The sequence below is a fragment of the Streptomyces sp. CC0208 genome, assembly GCF_003443735.1.
GTDB classification, from domain to species: domain Bacteria; phylum Actinomycetota; class Actinomycetes; order Streptomycetales; family Streptomycetaceae; genus Streptomyces; species Streptomyces sviceus.
This window is the reverse complement of the sequence record NZ_CP031969.1, coordinates 2,115,002-2,131,289: the sequence shown is the minus strand read 5'-3', so window position 1 is coordinate 2,131,289 and position 16,288 is coordinate 2,115,002. Positions and strand designations below refer to the sequence as shown.

The 16,288-nt window shown below is 69.2% G+C and carries 14 protein-coding genes; 12 read left to right on the top strand and 2 right to left on the bottom strand.

The features are described 5' to 3' along the window. The first annotated feature begins 11 nt into the window (after positions 1 to 11). The 8 genes from D1369_RS09605 to D1369_RS09570 all read left to right on the top strand — a co-directional run bounded on the left by D1369_RS09605 (position 12) and on the right by D1369_RS09570 (position 8,104). Complete coding sequence (locus D1369_RS09605; RefSeq protein WP_007385353.1) at positions 12 to 1,610, top strand: NAD(P)/FAD-dependent oxidoreductase; 1,599 nt, start codon at positions 12 to 14, stop codon at positions 1,608 to 1,610. 12 nt (positions 1,611 to 1,622) lie between these two features. Beyond that, positions 1,623 to 2,183, top strand: coding sequence for a peroxidase-related enzyme (locus D1369_RS09600; RefSeq protein WP_007385354.1), 561 nt, complete (start codon positions 1,623 to 1,625; stop codon positions 2,181 to 2,183). Positions 2,184 to 2,196: 13 nt separating this feature from the next. Next, complete coding sequence (locus D1369_RS09595; protein ID WP_037901683.1) at positions 2,197 to 2,886, top strand: hypothetical protein; 690 nt, start codon at positions 2,197 to 2,199, stop codon at positions 2,884 to 2,886. Position 2,887: 1 nt separating this feature from the next. After that, complete coding sequence (locus tag D1369_RS09590; RefSeq protein ID WP_007385356.1) at positions 2,888 to 3,580, top strand: iron-containing redox enzyme family protein; 693 nt, start codon at positions 2,888 to 2,890, stop codon at positions 3,578 to 3,580. A gap of 16 nt (positions 3,581 to 3,596) precedes the next feature. After that, entirely contained in the window at positions 3,597 to 5,189 is a 1,593-nt protein-coding gene (locus tag D1369_RS09585) for an AMP-binding protein (protein ID WP_158680171.1), read from the top strand. Between the two features lie 2 nt (positions 5,190 to 5,191). Further along, positions 5,192 to 5,977, top strand: coding sequence for an alpha/beta fold hydrolase (locus D1369_RS09580; RefSeq protein WP_037901685.1), 786 nt, complete (start codon positions 5,192 to 5,194; stop codon positions 5,975 to 5,977). Further along, positions 5,974 to 6,834, top strand: a complete 861-nt coding sequence (locus D1369_RS09575) for an alpha/beta fold hydrolase (RefSeq protein WP_007385359.1) — start codon at positions 5,974 to 5,976, stop codon at positions 6,832 to 6,834. The genes D1369_RS09580 and D1369_RS09575 overlap by 4 nt, the downstream gene beginning before the upstream one ends. Positions 6,835 to 6,940: 106 nt before the next feature. Continuing rightward, a complete protein-coding gene (locus D1369_RS09570) occupies positions 6,941 to 8,104 on the top strand; it encodes a M20 family metallopeptidase (RefSeq protein ID WP_276147281.1) in 1,164 nt (387 codons plus the stop codon). Positions 8,105 to 8,198: 94 nt separating this feature from the next. Here D1369_RS09570 and D1369_RS09565 read toward each other — a convergent pair whose 3' ends face one another. Both D1369_RS09565 and D1369_RS09560 read right to left on the bottom strand, forming a co-directional pair. Then, positions 8,199 to 9,728, bottom strand: a complete 1,530-nt coding sequence (locus tag D1369_RS09565) for a UDP-N-acetylglucosamine 1-carboxyvinyltransferase (RefSeq protein WP_007385361.1) — start codon at positions 9,726 to 9,728, stop codon at positions 8,199 to 8,201. A gap of 83 nt (positions 9,729 to 9,811) precedes the next feature. After that, positions 9,812 to 10,012, bottom strand: a complete 201-nt coding sequence (locus D1369_RS09560) for a DUF4236 domain-containing protein (protein ID WP_007385362.1) — start codon at positions 10,010 to 10,012, stop codon at positions 9,812 to 9,814. 423 nt (positions 10,013 to 10,435) lie between these two features. On the opposite strand from D1369_RS09560, the gene acnA reads away from it, so the two are divergent. The 4 genes from acnA to D1369_RS09535 all read left to right on the top strand — a co-directional run bounded on the left by acnA (position 10,436) and on the right by D1369_RS09535 (position 16,242). Further along, positions 10,436 to 13,153 carry an aconitate hydratase AcnA gene (gene acnA / locus D1369_RS09550; RefSeq protein WP_007385364.1) on the top strand — a complete coding sequence of 906 codons (2,718 nt, stop codon included), beginning with the start codon at positions 10,436 to 10,438 and terminating at the stop codon, positions 13,151 to 13,153. A 146-nt stretch (positions 13,154 to 13,299) separates the two neighbouring features. Continuing rightward, positions 13,300 to 13,833: a response regulator transcription factor gene (locus tag D1369_RS09545; protein ID WP_007385365.1), complete on the top strand. Its 534-nt coding sequence runs from the start codon at positions 13,300 to 13,302 to the stop codon at positions 13,831 to 13,833. After that, complete coding sequence (locus D1369_RS09540; protein WP_007385366.1) at positions 13,830 to 15,356, top strand: HAMP domain-containing sensor histidine kinase; 1,527 nt, start codon at positions 13,830 to 13,832, stop codon at positions 15,354 to 15,356. The genes D1369_RS09545 and D1369_RS09540 overlap by 4 nt, the downstream gene beginning before the upstream one ends. 337 nt (positions 15,357 to 15,693) lie before the next feature. After that, on the top strand, positions 15,694 to 16,242 hold the full coding sequence (locus D1369_RS09535) for a DUF1062 domain-containing protein (protein ID WP_007385367.1): 549 nt from the start codon (positions 15,694 to 15,696) through the stop codon (positions 16,240 to 16,242). Positions 16,243 to 16,288: the final 46 nt, after the last annotated feature.

Genomic DNA, 16,288 nt, shown 5'->3' with positions numbered 1-16,288 from the left:
CGGGAGAAAAAATGACGGACTCCGCATCCGAGTACGACGTCGTAGTCATCGGCGGTGGGCCCGGGGGTTCCATGACGAGCACCCTGCTGGCTCAGTACGGAAAGCGCGTCATTCTGTTCGAGGCGGCGAAGTTCCCGCGTTACCACATCGGCGAATCGCTGCTTTCCGGCACCGCCGACCTGCTCAAGAAGATCGGTGTCCTGGAGAAACTGGAGAATGCCGGGTTCATCAAGAAGTACGGCGTCGAGTGGGTCTGGGGGGAACGCCGCGAGCCGTGGACGGTGTACTTCAAGGACGCGCTGGCCATGCCGTACGACTACGGCTACCAGGTCGAACGCGGCCCCTTCGACCAGATGCTGCTGGAGAACGCCCGCGAGCACGGCGTCGACGCCCGCGAGGAGCACCGCGTCACGGACTTCGTGATCGGCGACGACGGCACCGTACGGGTCGACTACAGGGACGCCGACGACAAGCCCGGATCCGTGACCGCCCGCTGGCTCGTGGACTCCTCGGGACAGGGCGGCTTGGTCACCAAGCGGTTGCATCAGCAGGAGTGGGACCCGTACCTCAAGAACATGGCCATGTGGACCTACTGGCGCGGGGCCGAGCGCCCGGCCGGGCTGGACGCCGGCAACACCTTCCTGCCCACCTTCGACGAGGGCTGGTGGTGGTTCATCCCACTGCGCGACGACATCACCAGCGTCGGCGTCGTCGTCGACCGCCAGTCGTACCTCAAGAACAAGGAAGCCGGGCTGGACAACTACTACCGAAGTTGCCTGGAGCGGACACCCGAGCTGGCCGAGCGGCTGCAGGGCGCCGAACAGGTGGACAAGATGCACGCCCAGCGCGACTGGTCGTACATCTACGACCGGTTCAGTGGGGACGGCTACATCGCCGTCGGCGACGCCGCCTGCTTCATCGACCCGCTGTTCTCGACCGGAGTGCACCTGTCGATGCTCAGTGGGTACCTGGCCGCGACCGCCGTGAACACCATCCTGGACAAGCCCGAGCTCGGCCGTGACACGGTGCTGGACTTCTACGAGAGTGCCTACCGCAAGGAGTTCGAGCGGCTCCGCGCCCAGGTCTACTTCCTCTACGGCGGTCATGGCGGGTCGAAGGAGTCCTACTTCTGGCACGCCCGCAGCCAGTTCGACGTGCCGGGAATCGAACCGGAGAAGGCCTTCATCTCCCTCATCGCCGGTGCCTTCCAGCACCGTTCCTGGTACCGCAGGTACCTGGAACAGCTGGACGTCCCCGCGGACCTGCGCAGCACCATCGAAGGGGTCTTCGACGGCAAGACGGTCGGCGTCAACGTGGACTGGAAGCAGCCCGTCGTACCGTCCGAGGAGATCGAGGTCGGGGAGGATCTCGCCGTGGACGGCGGACATCTGAGGCCGTCGCCGGTCCTTCGCCACTCCTCCGGCACCAGCATGCCGCTCACCCCGGCGCTGGCGGCGCTGCGGGAACTGGCCGACGGCAGCCGATCGGCCGACGACCTCATCGGCCTGCTGGTGGACAAGGAGCTCGAACCGCCGGACCGGGCCCGGGCACTGGTGCACGAGGCCATCGCCTTCGGGCTGTTCGAGCCCCAGGAACCGGCGAAGGACTGAGAGGAGGCTCCGATGGCATTCGTCGACCTACAGCAGGACGAGGACGTCGCACCGGAGGTGCGATCCACCTTCGCCGCGGTCCGCGAGGAATACGGGTTCGTGCCGAACATCCTCCGGGCGATGGCACACTGCCCGGACCTGCTTCAGACGTTCGTCCCTTTCTGGGCGCAGATCTACGCCTCGCCCACCATCGGCCCACGGTTGCGTGCCCTGGCGGCACTCGGCACCGCGAAGGCCCAGGAGTGCACCTACTGCGTGGCTCACATGAGTGCCTCGGCGCGCAAGGCCGGCATGGACGAGCACGAGATCGGCGCCGTCGGCAACTCGGTGGTCCAGGCGCAGGTGTTCGACCCCAGGGAGGCGCTGATCCTCGAACTCGCCGACCGGCTGACGCACGATCCGGACGGCACCACCGACGAACTGCGCAAGCGGCTGCGTGAGGTGTTCAGCGAGGCGGAGATCGTCAACATCGTGCTCGCGATCGGCACGTACAACCTCACCAGCAGGTTCCTCAAAGCCCTGTCCATCGACGTCGAGGAGATCTTCTCCGCCGCGTCGGCACATCCGGAGTGAAGGAGGCACCGCCATGAGCACCCCGACTCTCAAGGACGAGATCATCGAGAAGCACGGCCAGAACGCCTTGGACCTCGTGCTGACCGTGTACCTGAACTTCTACTACTCCGAGCTGGAGATCATCGACCTGTGCGCCCGCTGGATCCCGCGGCGGGAGGACCTGCGTGAGAAGTCGTACCTCCTCCACCACGCGTCCGACGAGGTCGTGCACGCCCGTCTGTTCAAGGAGGGTGTCGAGCGGCTGGGACTGGTCTGGGACGAGTTCGACCACGACAAGTACCGCATCGACGACATCGACCAGCGCTTCCGCCGGCTGTTCGAGAGCGACGACGAGATCGAGGTCCTCATCGGGCTGAACCTCTATGCCGAGGGCGTGCTCGCCATGGAGGAACTGCACCAGCTCGGCCGGAACAAGCCCGAGTACTTCCCGGAGTTCGCCCGCATCGAGCGCGAGGAGCGCCGTCACATGGGCTTCGGCCTGACGGTGGCCAAGCGGCTGCTCGACGAGGACGAGGACACCCGGCGTCGGGGCATCGAGTACTGCAAGTGGTACTCGGAGCATCTCGAGAACTATCTCGGCGGCGAACTGTCGCAGACCATCTCGTGGGCGATCGGCCAGGGCTTCGTCGAGGCCGACTACATCCCGCGCACCCGGGCGCGGTTCGACGAGACGATGTCCAAGCTGGGCCTTGTGGAGGTATGAGATGACCACGACCGCGTACGAGCGGGCGGAGGCCGAGACCGCGCCCGTGCTGGCGGAGTACATCGAGAAGCACCCCTTCATCGAGTGCATCCTGAAGGGGACGCTCACCGAGGAGGTCTACGCGGCCTATCTGCGCGAGACCTACCACCTGGTGAGCCAGACCCCCTACTTTCTGGCGGCCGCCGCCTCGCACAGCGACAGCGAGTGGCTGCAGGACTGGTTCCTGGACCTGGCGCGCGACGAGCGGCACCACAACAGGCTCTGTGTGCGCGACCTGAAGAAGCTGGGCATCGACCCCGACGGGTACCTCGGTGCCGTCCCGGGCCTCGGCACCTGGACGATGGTGGGACAGAACCACTACCTGGCCCGCGCGGCCGAACCGGCGGGCATCATCGGCTTCGCCGCCGCCACCGAGGGGCTCGGGGCCACTCTCGCCCCCAAGGTGGCCGAGGCGATGCGGCAGTACGACTTCGCCAAGGACGCGTTGTCCTTCCTCCGAGTGCACTCGACCGAGGACCAGGAGCACATCGAGACCGTCCGCAAGGGATTCGAGCGCTGCGCGGAGTCCGAGGAGGCGTACACGGTGATGGTCGCCGCCTGGAAGTACACCCTCCGGGCCTACGCCCAGCTGTTCACCGACGCGTTGGAGCGAGGCGGCTCGGACCTGGCCACCGCGGCCCCGCGGATCGGATGACATGGACACCAATGGCATGACCATGGCTGTCGGATCCTGTTCGCTCACCGAGATCGTCGCCGCCATGCCGAGCATGACGTCGAGTTCTCTGCTGTGTCGGCGCGGTGGGGTCCGGACGTCCGTGTCCTATCCGGAGTGCCACCGTGACGCCCTGCTGCTCGCCGCTGCCCTGCGGCGGCGGGGCGTCACCCCCGGCTCCCGGGTCGCGATACACGGCGCGACGTCATACGAATGGGTCCTGGCCGATCTCGCGGTCCTGCTGACCGGGGCCGTCTCGGTGGCGCTGTACCCGAGCGCCCCGCAGGACCGGGCCGTGGCCACCGCCCGCGAAGCCGGCTGCCGTACGGTCCTCACCGACCAGGCGGGCTGCGCGGCCGCCTTCCGCGCCGCGGGAATGGACGTGGTGGTCCTGGGCAGCGCCGACGCGGCGCCGTCGGTGGTCGGCCTGATCGGCGAAGCCGAGGCCGCCGAGGACACCTTCGAGCCGGTGGACCGGGGAAACGGCCCGTTCACCATCGTTTCGACCAGCGGCACCCTCTCCGAACCGAAACTCTTCGCGGTCCACTCCGCCCCGCTGCTGTACACCATGGACCGGTTCGCCGAACTGTACGGATTCGGTGGCCAGGACCGGTTGCTGCTCTACCTGCCGCTGTCCCACCTGCCGCAGCGCATGATGCTGTACTGGGGTCTCGGCCAGGGGATGGACTTCGTCCTCAGCGACCCGGCCCGCATCACGACGGACAGCGCCGACCTGTCCCCCACCCTTCACGTGGCCGTACCGCGCTCGCTGCAGCACCTGCACAAGCGAGCACAGGACATCGCGCGGCGACAGGGGCTGGAGGGCACCGACGGCGGCATGGCGAAGGCCTACGCGTCGGTGTTCGGGACGGCCCTGAAGGCGGTCTTCGTGGGCAGCGCGCCCACCGATCCGGCGCTGCTCGCCGAGCTGCACGCCGGCGGGCTGCCGGTCTACGAGGTCTACGGCACCACCGAACTCGGAATGATCGGCCTCAACGTCCCCGGGGCCACCCGCCCGGGCACCGTCGGCCGTCCCATCCCCTGGGGGGACGTGAGGACGGACCCGGCCACCGGCGAGATCCTGGTCCGTACCCCCACCCCCTTCCTCTACGGCGAGGTGCTGGGGCCCCGCATCGTCCCCGTGGTACGGGACCCGGACGTCTGGTGGCCGACGGGCGACGTCGGCGCTGTCGACGAGGACGGCTACGTGACCGTCTACGGACGCATGCGGGACTTCGTGGCTCTGCCCAACGGCGAGAAGGTCTTCCTGCGCTCCGTGGAGGAATCCGCCGCGGCCGCCACCGGCGCCGGGCTGTGCGCCGTGATGAAGACCGACGGATCTCGCCTGGGCGCCGTGCTGTTCTTCGATCCGGCCTCCCCGGAGGGAGCCGGGAGCGAGGACGAATGCCGGGCCGCGCTCAAGGTGGTGAACGAGCGACTGCACCCCTGGGAGCGCCTCCACAGCTTCTCGGTCGTCGCTGCCATGCCCTCCGTCGAGGACGGCTGTCTGACCGAAACCGGCAAGCCCCGTCGGCACAAGATCGAGGAGATCTACGGCGCCGGGGCACAGTGGCTCAGCGTGAGGGGATGACCATGACGCGACAGACCCTGGAACTCGGCAACGGCGCGATCAGCTACCGCACACAGGGGGAGGGCCCGCCGCTCGTCCTGGTGTCGACACTGGCCGGCACCTGGATACGGCAGATTCCCGAACTCTCCCAGCACTTCTCCGTCATCACCTACGACATGCGCGGCTTCGGCGACTCTCCGTCCTCACAGGGTTTCCCCTCCAACGCGGAGCACGCCGACGATCTGGACCGGCTCCTTGAGGAACTGGGCATCCCCCGGGCATCCGTACTCGGGCTTTCCCACGGCGGTCTCGTCGCCCAGCACTTCGCCCTGCGCCATCCCCACCGGGTTCACCGACTCGCGCTGGTCGCGACCTTCGGCCGGCCGGGCAGTTCCACGGGCATCTTCCTGAACATGCTCAACGGCTTCCTCGACCGCGACGACCTGCCGAACTTCTGGGAGGTACTGAAGAGCTTCCTGTTCTCGGCCGCCGGCTGGGAACGCATGACCCGGATGGAGACGCACCTTCGGCGGGCGATGTTCGACCAGTACACCGTCGCGGCGCTGCGCAGCATCTACGGCCAGGCGCGCGAGCACGATCTCCTGGCCGCGCTCGGCGCGATACACAGCCCCACCCTGGTGATCGGAGGAGCGGAGGACATGCTCTTCCCGCCGTCCGTCACCGAGGCGCTCGCCGCGGCGATCCCGGGCGCGTCGCTCGAACTGCTGCCCGCCGCACATGTGCCCCCGGTCGAGGCTCCGCTGCCGTTCAACAAGATCGTCACCGAGTTCTTCGGGGCGGAGCGGTGACCCCGGCACCGGAGGAGACCCACGCCGGGCGCCTGGTCGACGTGGCGGGTGGGCAGGTCCGCGTCTACGAGAGGGGGCGACCGGACGGGCCGGCGCTGGTCTTCCTGCACGGCTTTCTGACCTCGGCGTTCACCTGGCGCAACATCCATCCCGCGTTCACCGGCCACTACCGGGTGATCCTGGTGGACCTGCCGGGCAGCGGCGACACACCCGCGCCCGGGGACGGCCGATGGGACGCCGCTCACTGGGTCCGGCTCGTGGAGGAACTCCTCGACGAACTGGGCATCGGCAGTGCGGTCTTCGTCGGCAGCCAGATGGGGGGTTCACTCGCCGCCTGGTTCGCCGCTCGGCGTCCCGAGCGGGTGGACCGTCTGGTCCTCATGGCGGCCGGGGCTCTCGGTGAGTCGGAGGCGAACCTGACGCTGTACCGGCTGCTCGCCCACCGGTGGCTGGGCGCCTGGATCGCCCGTCTGTTCCCGAAGGGGATGTTCGAGCGGCGGTGGCTGGCGGCCCATGGCCCCGGCTATCACCCGGAGCCGGGGGTGGTGGACCGCTACTTCCGGCAACTGCGGCGCCAGGGTGCCCAGATGGCCCGGGTGGGTCTGCAACTGCGGCTGAGCTACGGCGAGCGCTTCGACGCACTGGCCGAGCCGATCAGCGGCCTCGCGGTACCCACCCTGCTGCTCTTCGGCGCGGAGGACCGGCTCGTCCCCGTGTCCACCGGCCGACGCTTCGAGTCCCTGCTCTCCGACGCGACCCTGGTCGTACTGCCGGACTGCGGCGACTTCCCCCAGGAGGAGAAGCCGAAGGAGATCACCGAGGCCATCAGTGGATTCCTGGCGAAGGCCGATGGCTGAAACGGCGGCTGAGAAGGCGATGGCCGAGACGGCCCGGACACCGGTCGCAGGGCCGCCGCCTGCGAGCCGAGGACAGTCCGGGCGGGCTGCCGCGCAACGCCGACTGGTGCGGCTGAGGCGCGCACTGCACCGGGTGCCCGAGACCGGACTGCACCTGCCACGCACACAGGAACTGGTCCTCGGGGCCCTGTCGGGCCTCGGACTGCGGATCACCACCGGGCGTCGGCTCAGCTCGGTGACCGCCGTCGTGGAAGGCACGCGCCCGGGACCCACGGTGCTGCTCCGCGCCGACATGGACGCCCTGCCCGTGGCGGAACCGGGAACGCCGCCCGGGTCGGCCGTCCGTGCGCCCATGCACGCCTGCGGGCATGACCTGCACACGGCGATGCTGGTGGGCGCCGCGCATGAACTGCTCCACAGGCGGGACGAGGTGCGGGGCTCGGTGGTGCTGATGTTCCAGCCTGGCGAGGAGGAGGGTGCCGGCGCACGGTTGATGATCGAAGAGGGGGTGCTCGAGGCCGCCGGCGCCCCGCCGGTGGCGGCCTACGCGCTGCACGTGGCTTCGGCCGCGCTGCCCTGCGGTGTGGTCGCCAGTCGTCCCGGGACCCTGATGGCGTCCTCCGACACGATCAAGGTGACGGTACACGGCCGGGGTGGGCACGGCTCCGTTCCGCACAGCGCCCTGGACCCCGTACCGGTGGTGTGTGAAACGGTCCTTGCCCTGCAGTCCATGGTCACCAGGCGGTTCGACGTCTTCGACCCGGTGATCGTGACGGTCGGCAGCATCCACGCGGGGGAGGTGGCCAACGTCATCCCGGCCACGGCCGGCTACGAGGCGACAGCCCGTTCCTTCACACCGAAGGCCCGCGGGAGCTTGCGCGAGGAGGCGCTCCGCACCATCAGAGGTGTGGCCGAGGCCCATGGGCTGACGGCTGATGTCCGGTGGGAGGAGGGCTATCCCCCCACGGTGAACGACCCGGCGGAGACCGACTTCGCGGCCTCGGTGGCCCGCGGGTTGCTGGGCGCAGACCGCTTCGTGGACCTGTCCCGCCCCGTCTCCAGCTCCGAGGACTTCTCCTACGTCGCCGAGCGGGTGCCGTCCGCCTACCTCCTGCTCGGTGCCTGTCCTTCGGACCGTGACCCCGACACCGCGCCGTACAACCATTCCGCACAGGCCTCCTTCGACGATTCCGTGCTCGCCGACGGGGCCGCACTGCTCGCGGAACTCGCCGTCAGCCGACTGGCGGGAACGGTCCCGGCAGTCGGCTGACACCCGGAGCCTTCGGCCGGTCGGCAGAGCCTCTGCGGCGTGGCCCGTGGCCCGGCGCGGGCCCGAAGGCCCAGAGACGTCCCAGAGATGCCCATCAAATGTCGCGGAAGATCTCGATCTGCGCCCCCACCGAGTTGAGCCGCTCGGCCAGGTCCTCGTAACCCCGGTTGATGACGTAGACGTTGCGCAGCACCGACGTGCCGTCGGCCGCCATCATCGCCAGCAGGACGACCACGGCGGGGCGCAGGGCCGGCGGGCACATCATCTCGGCGGCGCGCCAGCGGGTCGGTCCCTCCACCAGTACCCGGTGCGGGTCGAGGAGTTGGAGGCGTCCGCCCAGCCGGTTGAGATCCGTCAGGTAGATCGCGCGGTTGTCGTAGACCCAGTCGTGGATGAGGGTCTGGCCCTGCGCGACCGCCGCGATCGCCGCGAAGAACGGGACGTTGTCGATGTTCAGCCCGGGGAACGGCATCGGGTGGATCTTGTCGATCGGCGCCTCCAGCTTGGAGGGGCGCACCGTGAGGTCGACCAGCCGGGTGCGGCCGTTGTCGGCGACGTACTCCGGTGTGCGGTCGTGGTCGAGCCCCATCTCCTCCAGGACCGCGAGCTCGATCTCCAGGAACTCGATCGGCACCCGGCGCACCGTCAGCTCCGACTCCGTCACCACGGCCGCGGCCAGCAGGCTCATCGCCTCGACCGGGTCCTCGGAGGGGGAGTAGTCGACGTCCACGTCGATGTGCGGCACGCCGTGCACGGTGAGGGTGGTGGTGCCGATGCCCTCGACCCTGACCCCGAGGGCCTCCAGGAAGAAGCACAGGTCCTGGACCATGTAGTTGGAGGAGGCGTTGCGGATGACGGTGACGCCGTCGTGGCGGGCGGCCGCGAGCAGCGCGTTCTCCGTCACGGTGTCGCCGCGCTCGGTCAGCACGATCGGACGGTCGGGGCGGACCTGCCGGTCGACCCGGGCGTGGTACTGGCCCTCGGTCGCCGCGACGTCCAGACCGAACCGGCGCAGCGCGATCATGTGCGGCTCGATGGTCCGGGTGCCGAGGTCGCAGCCGCCGGCGTACGGCAGCCTGAAGCTGTCCATGCGGTGCAGCAGCGGGCCGAGGAACATGATGATCGAGCGCGTGCGGACGGCGGCCTCGGCATCGATGGCGGCCATGTCCAGCTCGGCCGGCGGCACGAGTTCGAGGTCGACACCGCCGTTGATCCACCGGGTGCGCACCCCGATGGAGCTCAGCACCTCCAGAAGGCGGTAGACCTCCTCGATGCGGGCGACCCTGCGCAGCACCGTGCGCCCCTTGTTGAGGAGCGAGGCGCAGAGCAGGGCCACACACGCGTTCTTGCTCGTCTTGACGTCGATCGCGCCGGACAGCCGACGACCGCCGACCACCCGCAGATGCATCGGGCCCGCGTAGCCCAGAGAGACGATTTCGCTGTCCAGTGCTTCACCGATACGGGCGATCATCTCAAGGCTGATGTTTTGGTTGCCGCGCTCGATGCGATTGACGGCGCTCTGACTGGTGCCGAGCGCCTCGGCAAGCTGCGACTGTGTCCAGCCCCGGTGCTGCCGGGCGTCACGGATGAGCCTGCCGATACGTACGAGGTAGTCGTCTGCCATGAGGTTGAGGCTATCTCAGATATGAGATGCCGCATTTCGAGAGGGCCGTTCGGGGGAGAGGCCCGAACGGACCTGAGGGAACGTCAGTGGCGCTTGGCGGTGCGGGTCCGACGCCACCCGAAAGGCCCGGGCAGATCGACTGATGTCGTACGACGTCCCGTGCTGCTGTGGGTGTGCTTCGGTCCGTGGCTTCCGCCACCGGTCGTGATGGACCAGGAGTGCCGGTTGATGTTCAGCCGCACCCCGGGAAGGATCCGGAAACTCTTGCGGAACGTGAGCGGCATGGGGGCCTCCCTTTGAAGGTCGGTCGCGTGCTTTCGACCTCGTTCGCCTACCCCGGCTCGGTGAAGTGATGGGTACCGGGTTCGTACCGCCCCTTCGGCGTGGGCGAGTTGGGGGTGCGGGTCCGGACCTCGTCCGGGAGTCGACAGGGGAGAGCCGGCCCGGCCGCCCCCGGCCCGGCCGTCCCCCGCTCCCGGAGAATCCTCAGCGCGCCGCACATCACAGTGAGGCCGGGCATGACCATCCCGGCCTCATGTACTAGAGTTATCTCGACATCGAGATATCTGCCGAGGCGTACCGCAGTCGCACGCTTTCGCTGGGTCTGACAGTAAGGCATACCTAACTTAGCCTTACCTTAGCGGATCGGCCAAGACGGCGTGGCGGCAGGATGCGGTGGTAAGCGCACAAAAATGAAGGAGACTGTCGTGTCGGCGAACAGCTTCGACGCCCGCGCCACGCTGAGCGTGGGCGACGAGTCGTACGAGATCTTCCGGCTGGACAAGGTGGAGGGCTCGGCCCGCCTGCCGTACAGCCTCAAGGTTCTCCTGGAGAACCTGCTCCGTACCGAGGACGGCGCGAACATCACCGCCGACCACATCCGCGCCCTCGGGGGCTGGGACTCCCAGGCCCAGCCGTCGCAGGAGATCCAGTTCACGCCGGCCCGCGTGATCATGCAGGACTTCACCGGCGTGCCCTGTGTCGTCGACCTCGCCACCATGCGTGAGGCCGTGAAGGAGCTCGGCGGCGACCCCGCGAAGGTCAACCCGCTCTCCCCGGCCGAGCTGGTCATCGACCACTCCGTCATCGCCGACAAGTTCGGCACCCACGAGGCGTTCGCGCAGAACGTCGAGCTGGAGTACGGCCGCAACCGCGAGCGCTACCAGTTCCTGCGCTGGGGCCAGACCGCCTTCGACGACTTCAAGGTCGTCCCGCCGGGCACCGGCATCGTCCACCAGGTGAACATCGAGCACCTGGCCCGCACGGTCATGGTCCGCAACGGACAGGCGTACCCCGACACCCTCGTCGGCACCGACTCCCACACCACCATGGTCAACGGCCTCGGTGTGCTGGGCTGGGGCGTCGGCGGCATCGAGGCCGAGGCCGCGATGCTCGGCCAGCCGGTCTCCATGCTCATCCCGCGCGTCGTCGGCTTCAAGCTCACCGGTGAGCTGCCCGCCGGCACCACCGCCACGGACCTCGTGCTCACGATCACCGAGATGCTCCGCAAGCACGGCGTCGTCGGCAAGTTCGTCGAGTTCTACGGTGAGGGCGTCGCCGCCACCTCCCTCGCGAACCGCGCCACCATCGGCAACATGTCGCCGGAGTTCGGCTCCACCGCCGCGATCTTCCCGATCGACGACGAGACCCTGAAGTACCTGCGCCTGACCGGCCGTGACGAGCAGCAGGTCGCGCTCGTCGAGGCATACGCCAAGGAGCAGGGCCTCTGGCTGGACCCGAAGGCCGAGCCGGACTTCTCCGAGAAGCTGGAGCTGGACCTGTCGACGGTCGTCCCGTCGATCGCCGGTCCCAAGCGCCCGCAGGACCGTATCGTCCTCGCGAACGCCGCCGAGCAGTTCAAGCAGGACGTCCGCAACTACGTCGACGACGTCGACGAGTCGGGCAAGGAGTCCTTCCCGGCCTCGGACGCCCCGGCCGTCGCCCCGAACGGCGCCCCGTCCAACCCGGTCACGGTGACCGCCCCCGACGGTTCGACGTACGAGATCGACCACGGCGCGGTGACGGTCGCGGCCATCACCTCCTGCACCAACACCTCCAACCCGTACGTCATGGTCGCCGCCGCGCTGGTCGCGAAGAAGGCCGTGGAGAAGGGCCTGACCCGCAAGCCGTGGGTCAAGACCACCCTCGCCCCGGGTTCGAAGGTCGTCACCGACTACTTCGACAAGGCGGGCCTGACCCCGTACCTCGACAAGGTCGGCTTCAACCTCGTCGGCTACGGCTGCACCACCTGCATCGGCAACTCCGGCCCGCTGCCGGAGGAGGTCTCCAAGGCCGTCAACGACCACGACCTCGCGGTCACCTCGGTCCTCTCCGGCAACCGGAACTTCGAGGGCCGTATCAACCCCGACGTCAAGATGAACTACCTGGCCTCTCCGCCGCTGGTCGTCGCGTACGCCCTCGCCGGCTCCATGAAGGTGGACATCACCAAGGACGCGCTCGGTGTCGACCAGGACGGCAACGCCGTCTACCTGAAGGACATCTGGCCCTCCGAGGCCGAGGTCAACGACGTCGTGGCCAACGCCATCGGCGAGGACATGTTCAACAAGTCCTACGCCGACGTCTTCGCCGGTGACGCCCAGTGGCAGGCGCTGCCGATCCCGACCGGCAACACCTTCGAGTGGGACGCCGAGTCGACGTACGTCCGCAAGCCCCCGTACTTCGAGGGCATGACGATGGAGACCACCCCGGTCTCCGACATCGCGGGCGCCCGGGTCCTGGCCAAGCTGGGCGACTCGGTGACGACGGACCACATCTCGCCCGCCGGCGCCATCAAGGCCGACACCCCGGCCGGCAAGTACCTCACCGAGCACGGTGTGGAGCGTCGTGACTTCAACTCCTACGGCTCGCGCCGTGGTAACCACGAGGTCATGATCCGCGGCACGTTCGCCAACATCCGCCTGCGCAACCAGATCGCGCCGGGCACCGAGGGCGGCTACACCCGCGACTTCACGCAGGACGGCGGTCCGGTGTCGTTCATCTACGACGCCTCCCGCAACTACATCGAGCAGGGCATCCCGCTGGCCATCCTGGCCGGCAAGGAGTACGGCTCCGGCTCGTCCCGCGACTGGGCCGCCAAGGGCACCGCGCTCCTCGGCGTCAAGGCCGTCATCGCCGAGTCGTACGAGCGCATCCACCGCTCGAACCTCATCGGCATGGGCGTCCTGCCGCTCCAGTTCCCCGAGGGCCAGTCCGCCGCGACCCTCGGCCTGACCGGCGAGGAGACCTTCTCCTTCACCGGTGTCGAGGAGCTGAACAACGGCACCACGCCGCGCACGGTCAAGGTCACCACCGACACGGGCGTCGAGTTCGACGCGGTCGTCCGCATCGACACCCCCGGTGAGGCCGACTACTACCGCAACGGCGGCATCATGCAGTACGTGCTGCGCAGCCTGATCCGCAAGTAGGTCCCAGGGCAAGTCCTTTCGGGCCTTTGAGGGCCGCACTCCCGTGACGGGGTGCGGCCCTCGGCCGTACCCGCCGCGGCGGGGGTCATCACCCAGCCTCAGGTGGAACACAGGATTCCCTCAGCGGGCGGGGACACGATCGGTACATGACTGGCACCTCCGGACCACGAACCGGCCGCGCACGCGTGCTCATCGTCGACGACGAGCCCGCACTCGGCGAAGTGCCGTCCGTCGCCGTCACCGAGGCGGCCCGGCGCCCCTACCCGGCGCTGGACGGACGGAGCGGGCTGCGGACCGCGCGCGGCTGCGCACCGCACGCCGTTGTGCCCGACGGGATGCCGCCCGCCCTCGACGGCCTCCAGGTCCCGCGCCGGCTGCGTTTCGATAATCCGAAGCCGCCCGTCCGCACGCTGACCGCCCCCGACGCCCCGGCACACCGGCTCGACGCTCCGGAGACCGGCGCCGACGCCTCCGTCCACGTGCGCGGCGACCTGGTCACGATCGAGGACACCCGCGAAGTGCGCCACGCGGGCGGGTCCGTCCGGCTCACCGCGGGGGAGTACGACCTGCTCGCACACCCGCGTCAGATCCTGAGGAAGGCGCGGATCCCCGAGCACCTCCGGTGCGGTTTCTTCGGCGTCCTCGGGTACGCCGTCAGGGCCGCGGAGGAAGGGAGATGAGCCGGCGACCGAACGCGAGGACGCGCACCCGGTCCCTCCGCACCCGTCTGCTCGTGTTCGTCAGTGCCACGCTGGTCGTCGTCTGTGTCGCGACGGGCCTGATCACGGCGCTCTTCCAACGTGCTTATCTTATGGGCAACCTGGACGACCGCGTCCGCAACGCAGCCGAACGGGCCCTGGGAGGAGCCTCGTCGCACCGGGACACGGACGACGACCTGGCCTTCCTGCGGGAGTCCGGGCAGCCCGCCGGGATGCTCTCCGCCCGGCTGGACGAGGACGGCGCCATCGTCTCCGCGGCCGTCGCCGTCCCGGACGCCCCGACCCGTGGCCTCAGGACCGGCCAGCGCACCGCCCTGGCCGGGATCCGGGCGGACGGTGCACTGCACACCCGTGCCGTGCCCGGCCTCGGCAGCTACCGGGTCACCGTCCGCGTGAGCGGAGACGCCCGGGTCCTCACCGGCCTGCCCATGGACGGCGTCCAGGACATGATCAGCGGCCTTGTGATGATCGAGACAGGCGTTGCCCTGGCCGGACTCGCCGCCGCCGGCTGCGTCTGCGCGGTGGTCATACGACGGCAACTGCGCCCCCTCCGCCGGGTCGCCGCCACCGCCGCCGAGGTCTCCCGCGCCCCGCTCGGACACGGCGAGGCCACCACCCTGACCCGGGTGCCCGAACGGGACACCGACCCCGCCAGCGAGGCCGGCCAGGTCGGGGCCGCGCTCAACCACCTCCTCGATCATGTGGAGTTCTCCCTTGCCGAACGGCAGCACGGCGAGGAGCGGATGCGGCGCAGCGAGGAACGCATGCGGCGCTTCCTGGCCGACGCCAGCCACGAACTGCGGACACCGCTCGCCTCGATCGCCGGGTACGCCGAGCTGATGAACCGCGGCACCAGCCGCGTCGAACCGGTGCTGGCCTGGCGCCGGGTCTCGGCGGAGTCGGCACGGATGACGGGCCTGGTGGAGGACCTGCTCCTGCTCGCCCGCCTCGACGAGGGCCGCCCCCTCCAGTCCGGGGAGGTGGACCTGGCGGCCCTGGTCGCGGAGGCGGTGTGGGACGCGCGGGCGACGGGGAGCGGCCACGACTGGCAGCTCGAACTGAGCCTGGACGCACCGGTGTTGGTGTCTGGTGACGAGGCCCGCCTGCACCAGGTGGTGGCCCACCTTCTGTCCAACGCGAGGATGCACACGCCGGCCGGCACGAGGGTGACGGCATCGGTGGAGTCCGCGGACGGCCGCTGCGTGATCCGCGTCCGCGACAACGGCCCCGGCATCCCCCAGGCCCTCCTCCCCACGGTCTTCGAACGCTTCACCCGGGCAGACACCTCCCGCTCACGCGCCGACGCCGACTCCGGCGGCTCCGGCCTCGGTCTGGCCATCGCGGCGGCGATCTCGGCAGCGCACGGGGGCCGCATCCAGGTGAACAGCGTCCCCGGACGCACCGAGTTCACGATCGATCTCCCGGCGGCCATGGAGGCGGGGGCCGAGGCACGAGCGGTGTCCGGAAGCGGGCTATCGGTGTAACTCCCTTACGAGGGTGGCAAGTCGGGCGGTCCCGCGCATGAACGCCGACGACGGCGTTTCTTCCTGAAGGAGTGTTCTTCCTGGAGGCGACAGGCATGCGGCCGGGTGCCGGGCAGGCGGGGGCGGCCGTCGAGTGGGGGCGCTCAGCCGCCTCGACCGAAAACCAATGGATCAGCACCGCCGGTCGCCGTTAGCGTGCTGGCGAACCGAGTCGCCCAGGCAAGGACGTGCCGTTGTACACCCTGTGAGACCCCCCAAGCGCTGATCGGTCGCGCGTCGCGCATGTGCGCCGCGCCGCTTCTTGCTGCGGACTTCTCACTGAAACCGGTGTACTTCTGTGCTCACCAACTGGGTGGTCATGCCCACCTGCCTTCCGCTGGTTCTCCGCCGTTGCCGCACGTGCGCGTCGGATCGCTTCCGGGCCGACGGCAGGTTCCGTGTCAACGCGAACCACAAGCTCCTCGACATCTGGCTCCTCGTGCTCTGCACCGCCTGCGGGGAAACGGCGAAGCTCACACTCCTGGAGCGGACGCATGTGCGTTCCGTACGACCTGAACTGCTGGACCGGCTGCACGACAACGACCCTGCTCTCGCGGCCGAGTTGCTCCAGGACCCGGTCGTGCGGCGCCGTAACCGCATCGCCCTGGACTGGAACGACGCCTGGCGTCTCGACACCGGCGGATCGGATCACCTGGACCGCGAGGTGATCGACGTCTCGGTCCGCTTCGCGGCACGGATCCCCGTCCGTCCGGTGCGGCTGATCGCCGAGGGCTGCGGCGTGTCCCGGGCCGAGGTCGAGAGACTGGTCACGGAGGGGAAGCTGGTCTCCGTGGCCCGGCTGAGCTCCAGACTCTCCGGCGACTTCACCTTCACGCTCAAACGCTGAGCCGGCATGGGCACTTGGGGCCTGTCGGGCCAGGCTCCAAGTGCCA

Excerpts from the sequence above, each read along its gene's own strand:
- D1369_RS09565 (WP_007385361.1), bottom strand. The coding sequence starts at position 9,728 with ATGGCAGACGACTACCTCGTACGTATCGGCAGGCTCATCCGTGACGCC.
- D1369_RS09585 (WP_158680171.1), top strand. The coding sequence starts at position 3,597 with ATGACCATGGCTGTCGGATCCTGTTCGCTCACCGAGATCGTCGCCGCC.
- D1369_RS09540 (WP_007385366.1), top strand. The coding sequence starts at position 13,830 with ATGAGCCGGCGACCGAACGCGAGGACGCGCACCCGGTCCCTCCGCACC.
- D1369_RS09545 (WP_007385365.1), top strand. The coding sequence starts at position 13,300 with ATGACTGGCACCTCCGGACCACGAACCGGCCGCGCACGCGTGCTCATC.
- D1369_RS09560 (WP_007385362.1), bottom strand. The coding sequence starts at position 10,012 with ATGCCGCTCACGTTCCGCAAGAGTTTCCGGATCCTTCCCGGGGTGCGG.
- D1369_RS09590 (WP_007385356.1), top strand. The coding sequence starts at position 2,888 with ATGACCACGACCGCGTACGAGCGGGCGGAGGCCGAGACCGCGCCCGTG.
- D1369_RS09595 (WP_037901683.1), top strand. The coding sequence starts at position 2,197 with ATGAGCACCCCGACTCTCAAGGACGAGATCATCGAGAAGCACGGCCAG.
- D1369_RS09580 (WP_037901685.1), top strand. The coding sequence starts at position 5,192 with ATGACGCGACAGACCCTGGAACTCGGCAACGGCGCGATCAGCTACCGC.
- D1369_RS09605 (WP_007385353.1), top strand. The coding sequence starts at position 12 with ATGACGGACTCCGCATCCGAGTACGACGTCGTAGTCATCGGCGGTGGG.
- D1369_RS09600 (WP_007385354.1), top strand. The coding sequence starts at position 1,623 with ATGGCATTCGTCGACCTACAGCAGGACGAGGACGTCGCACCGGAGGTG.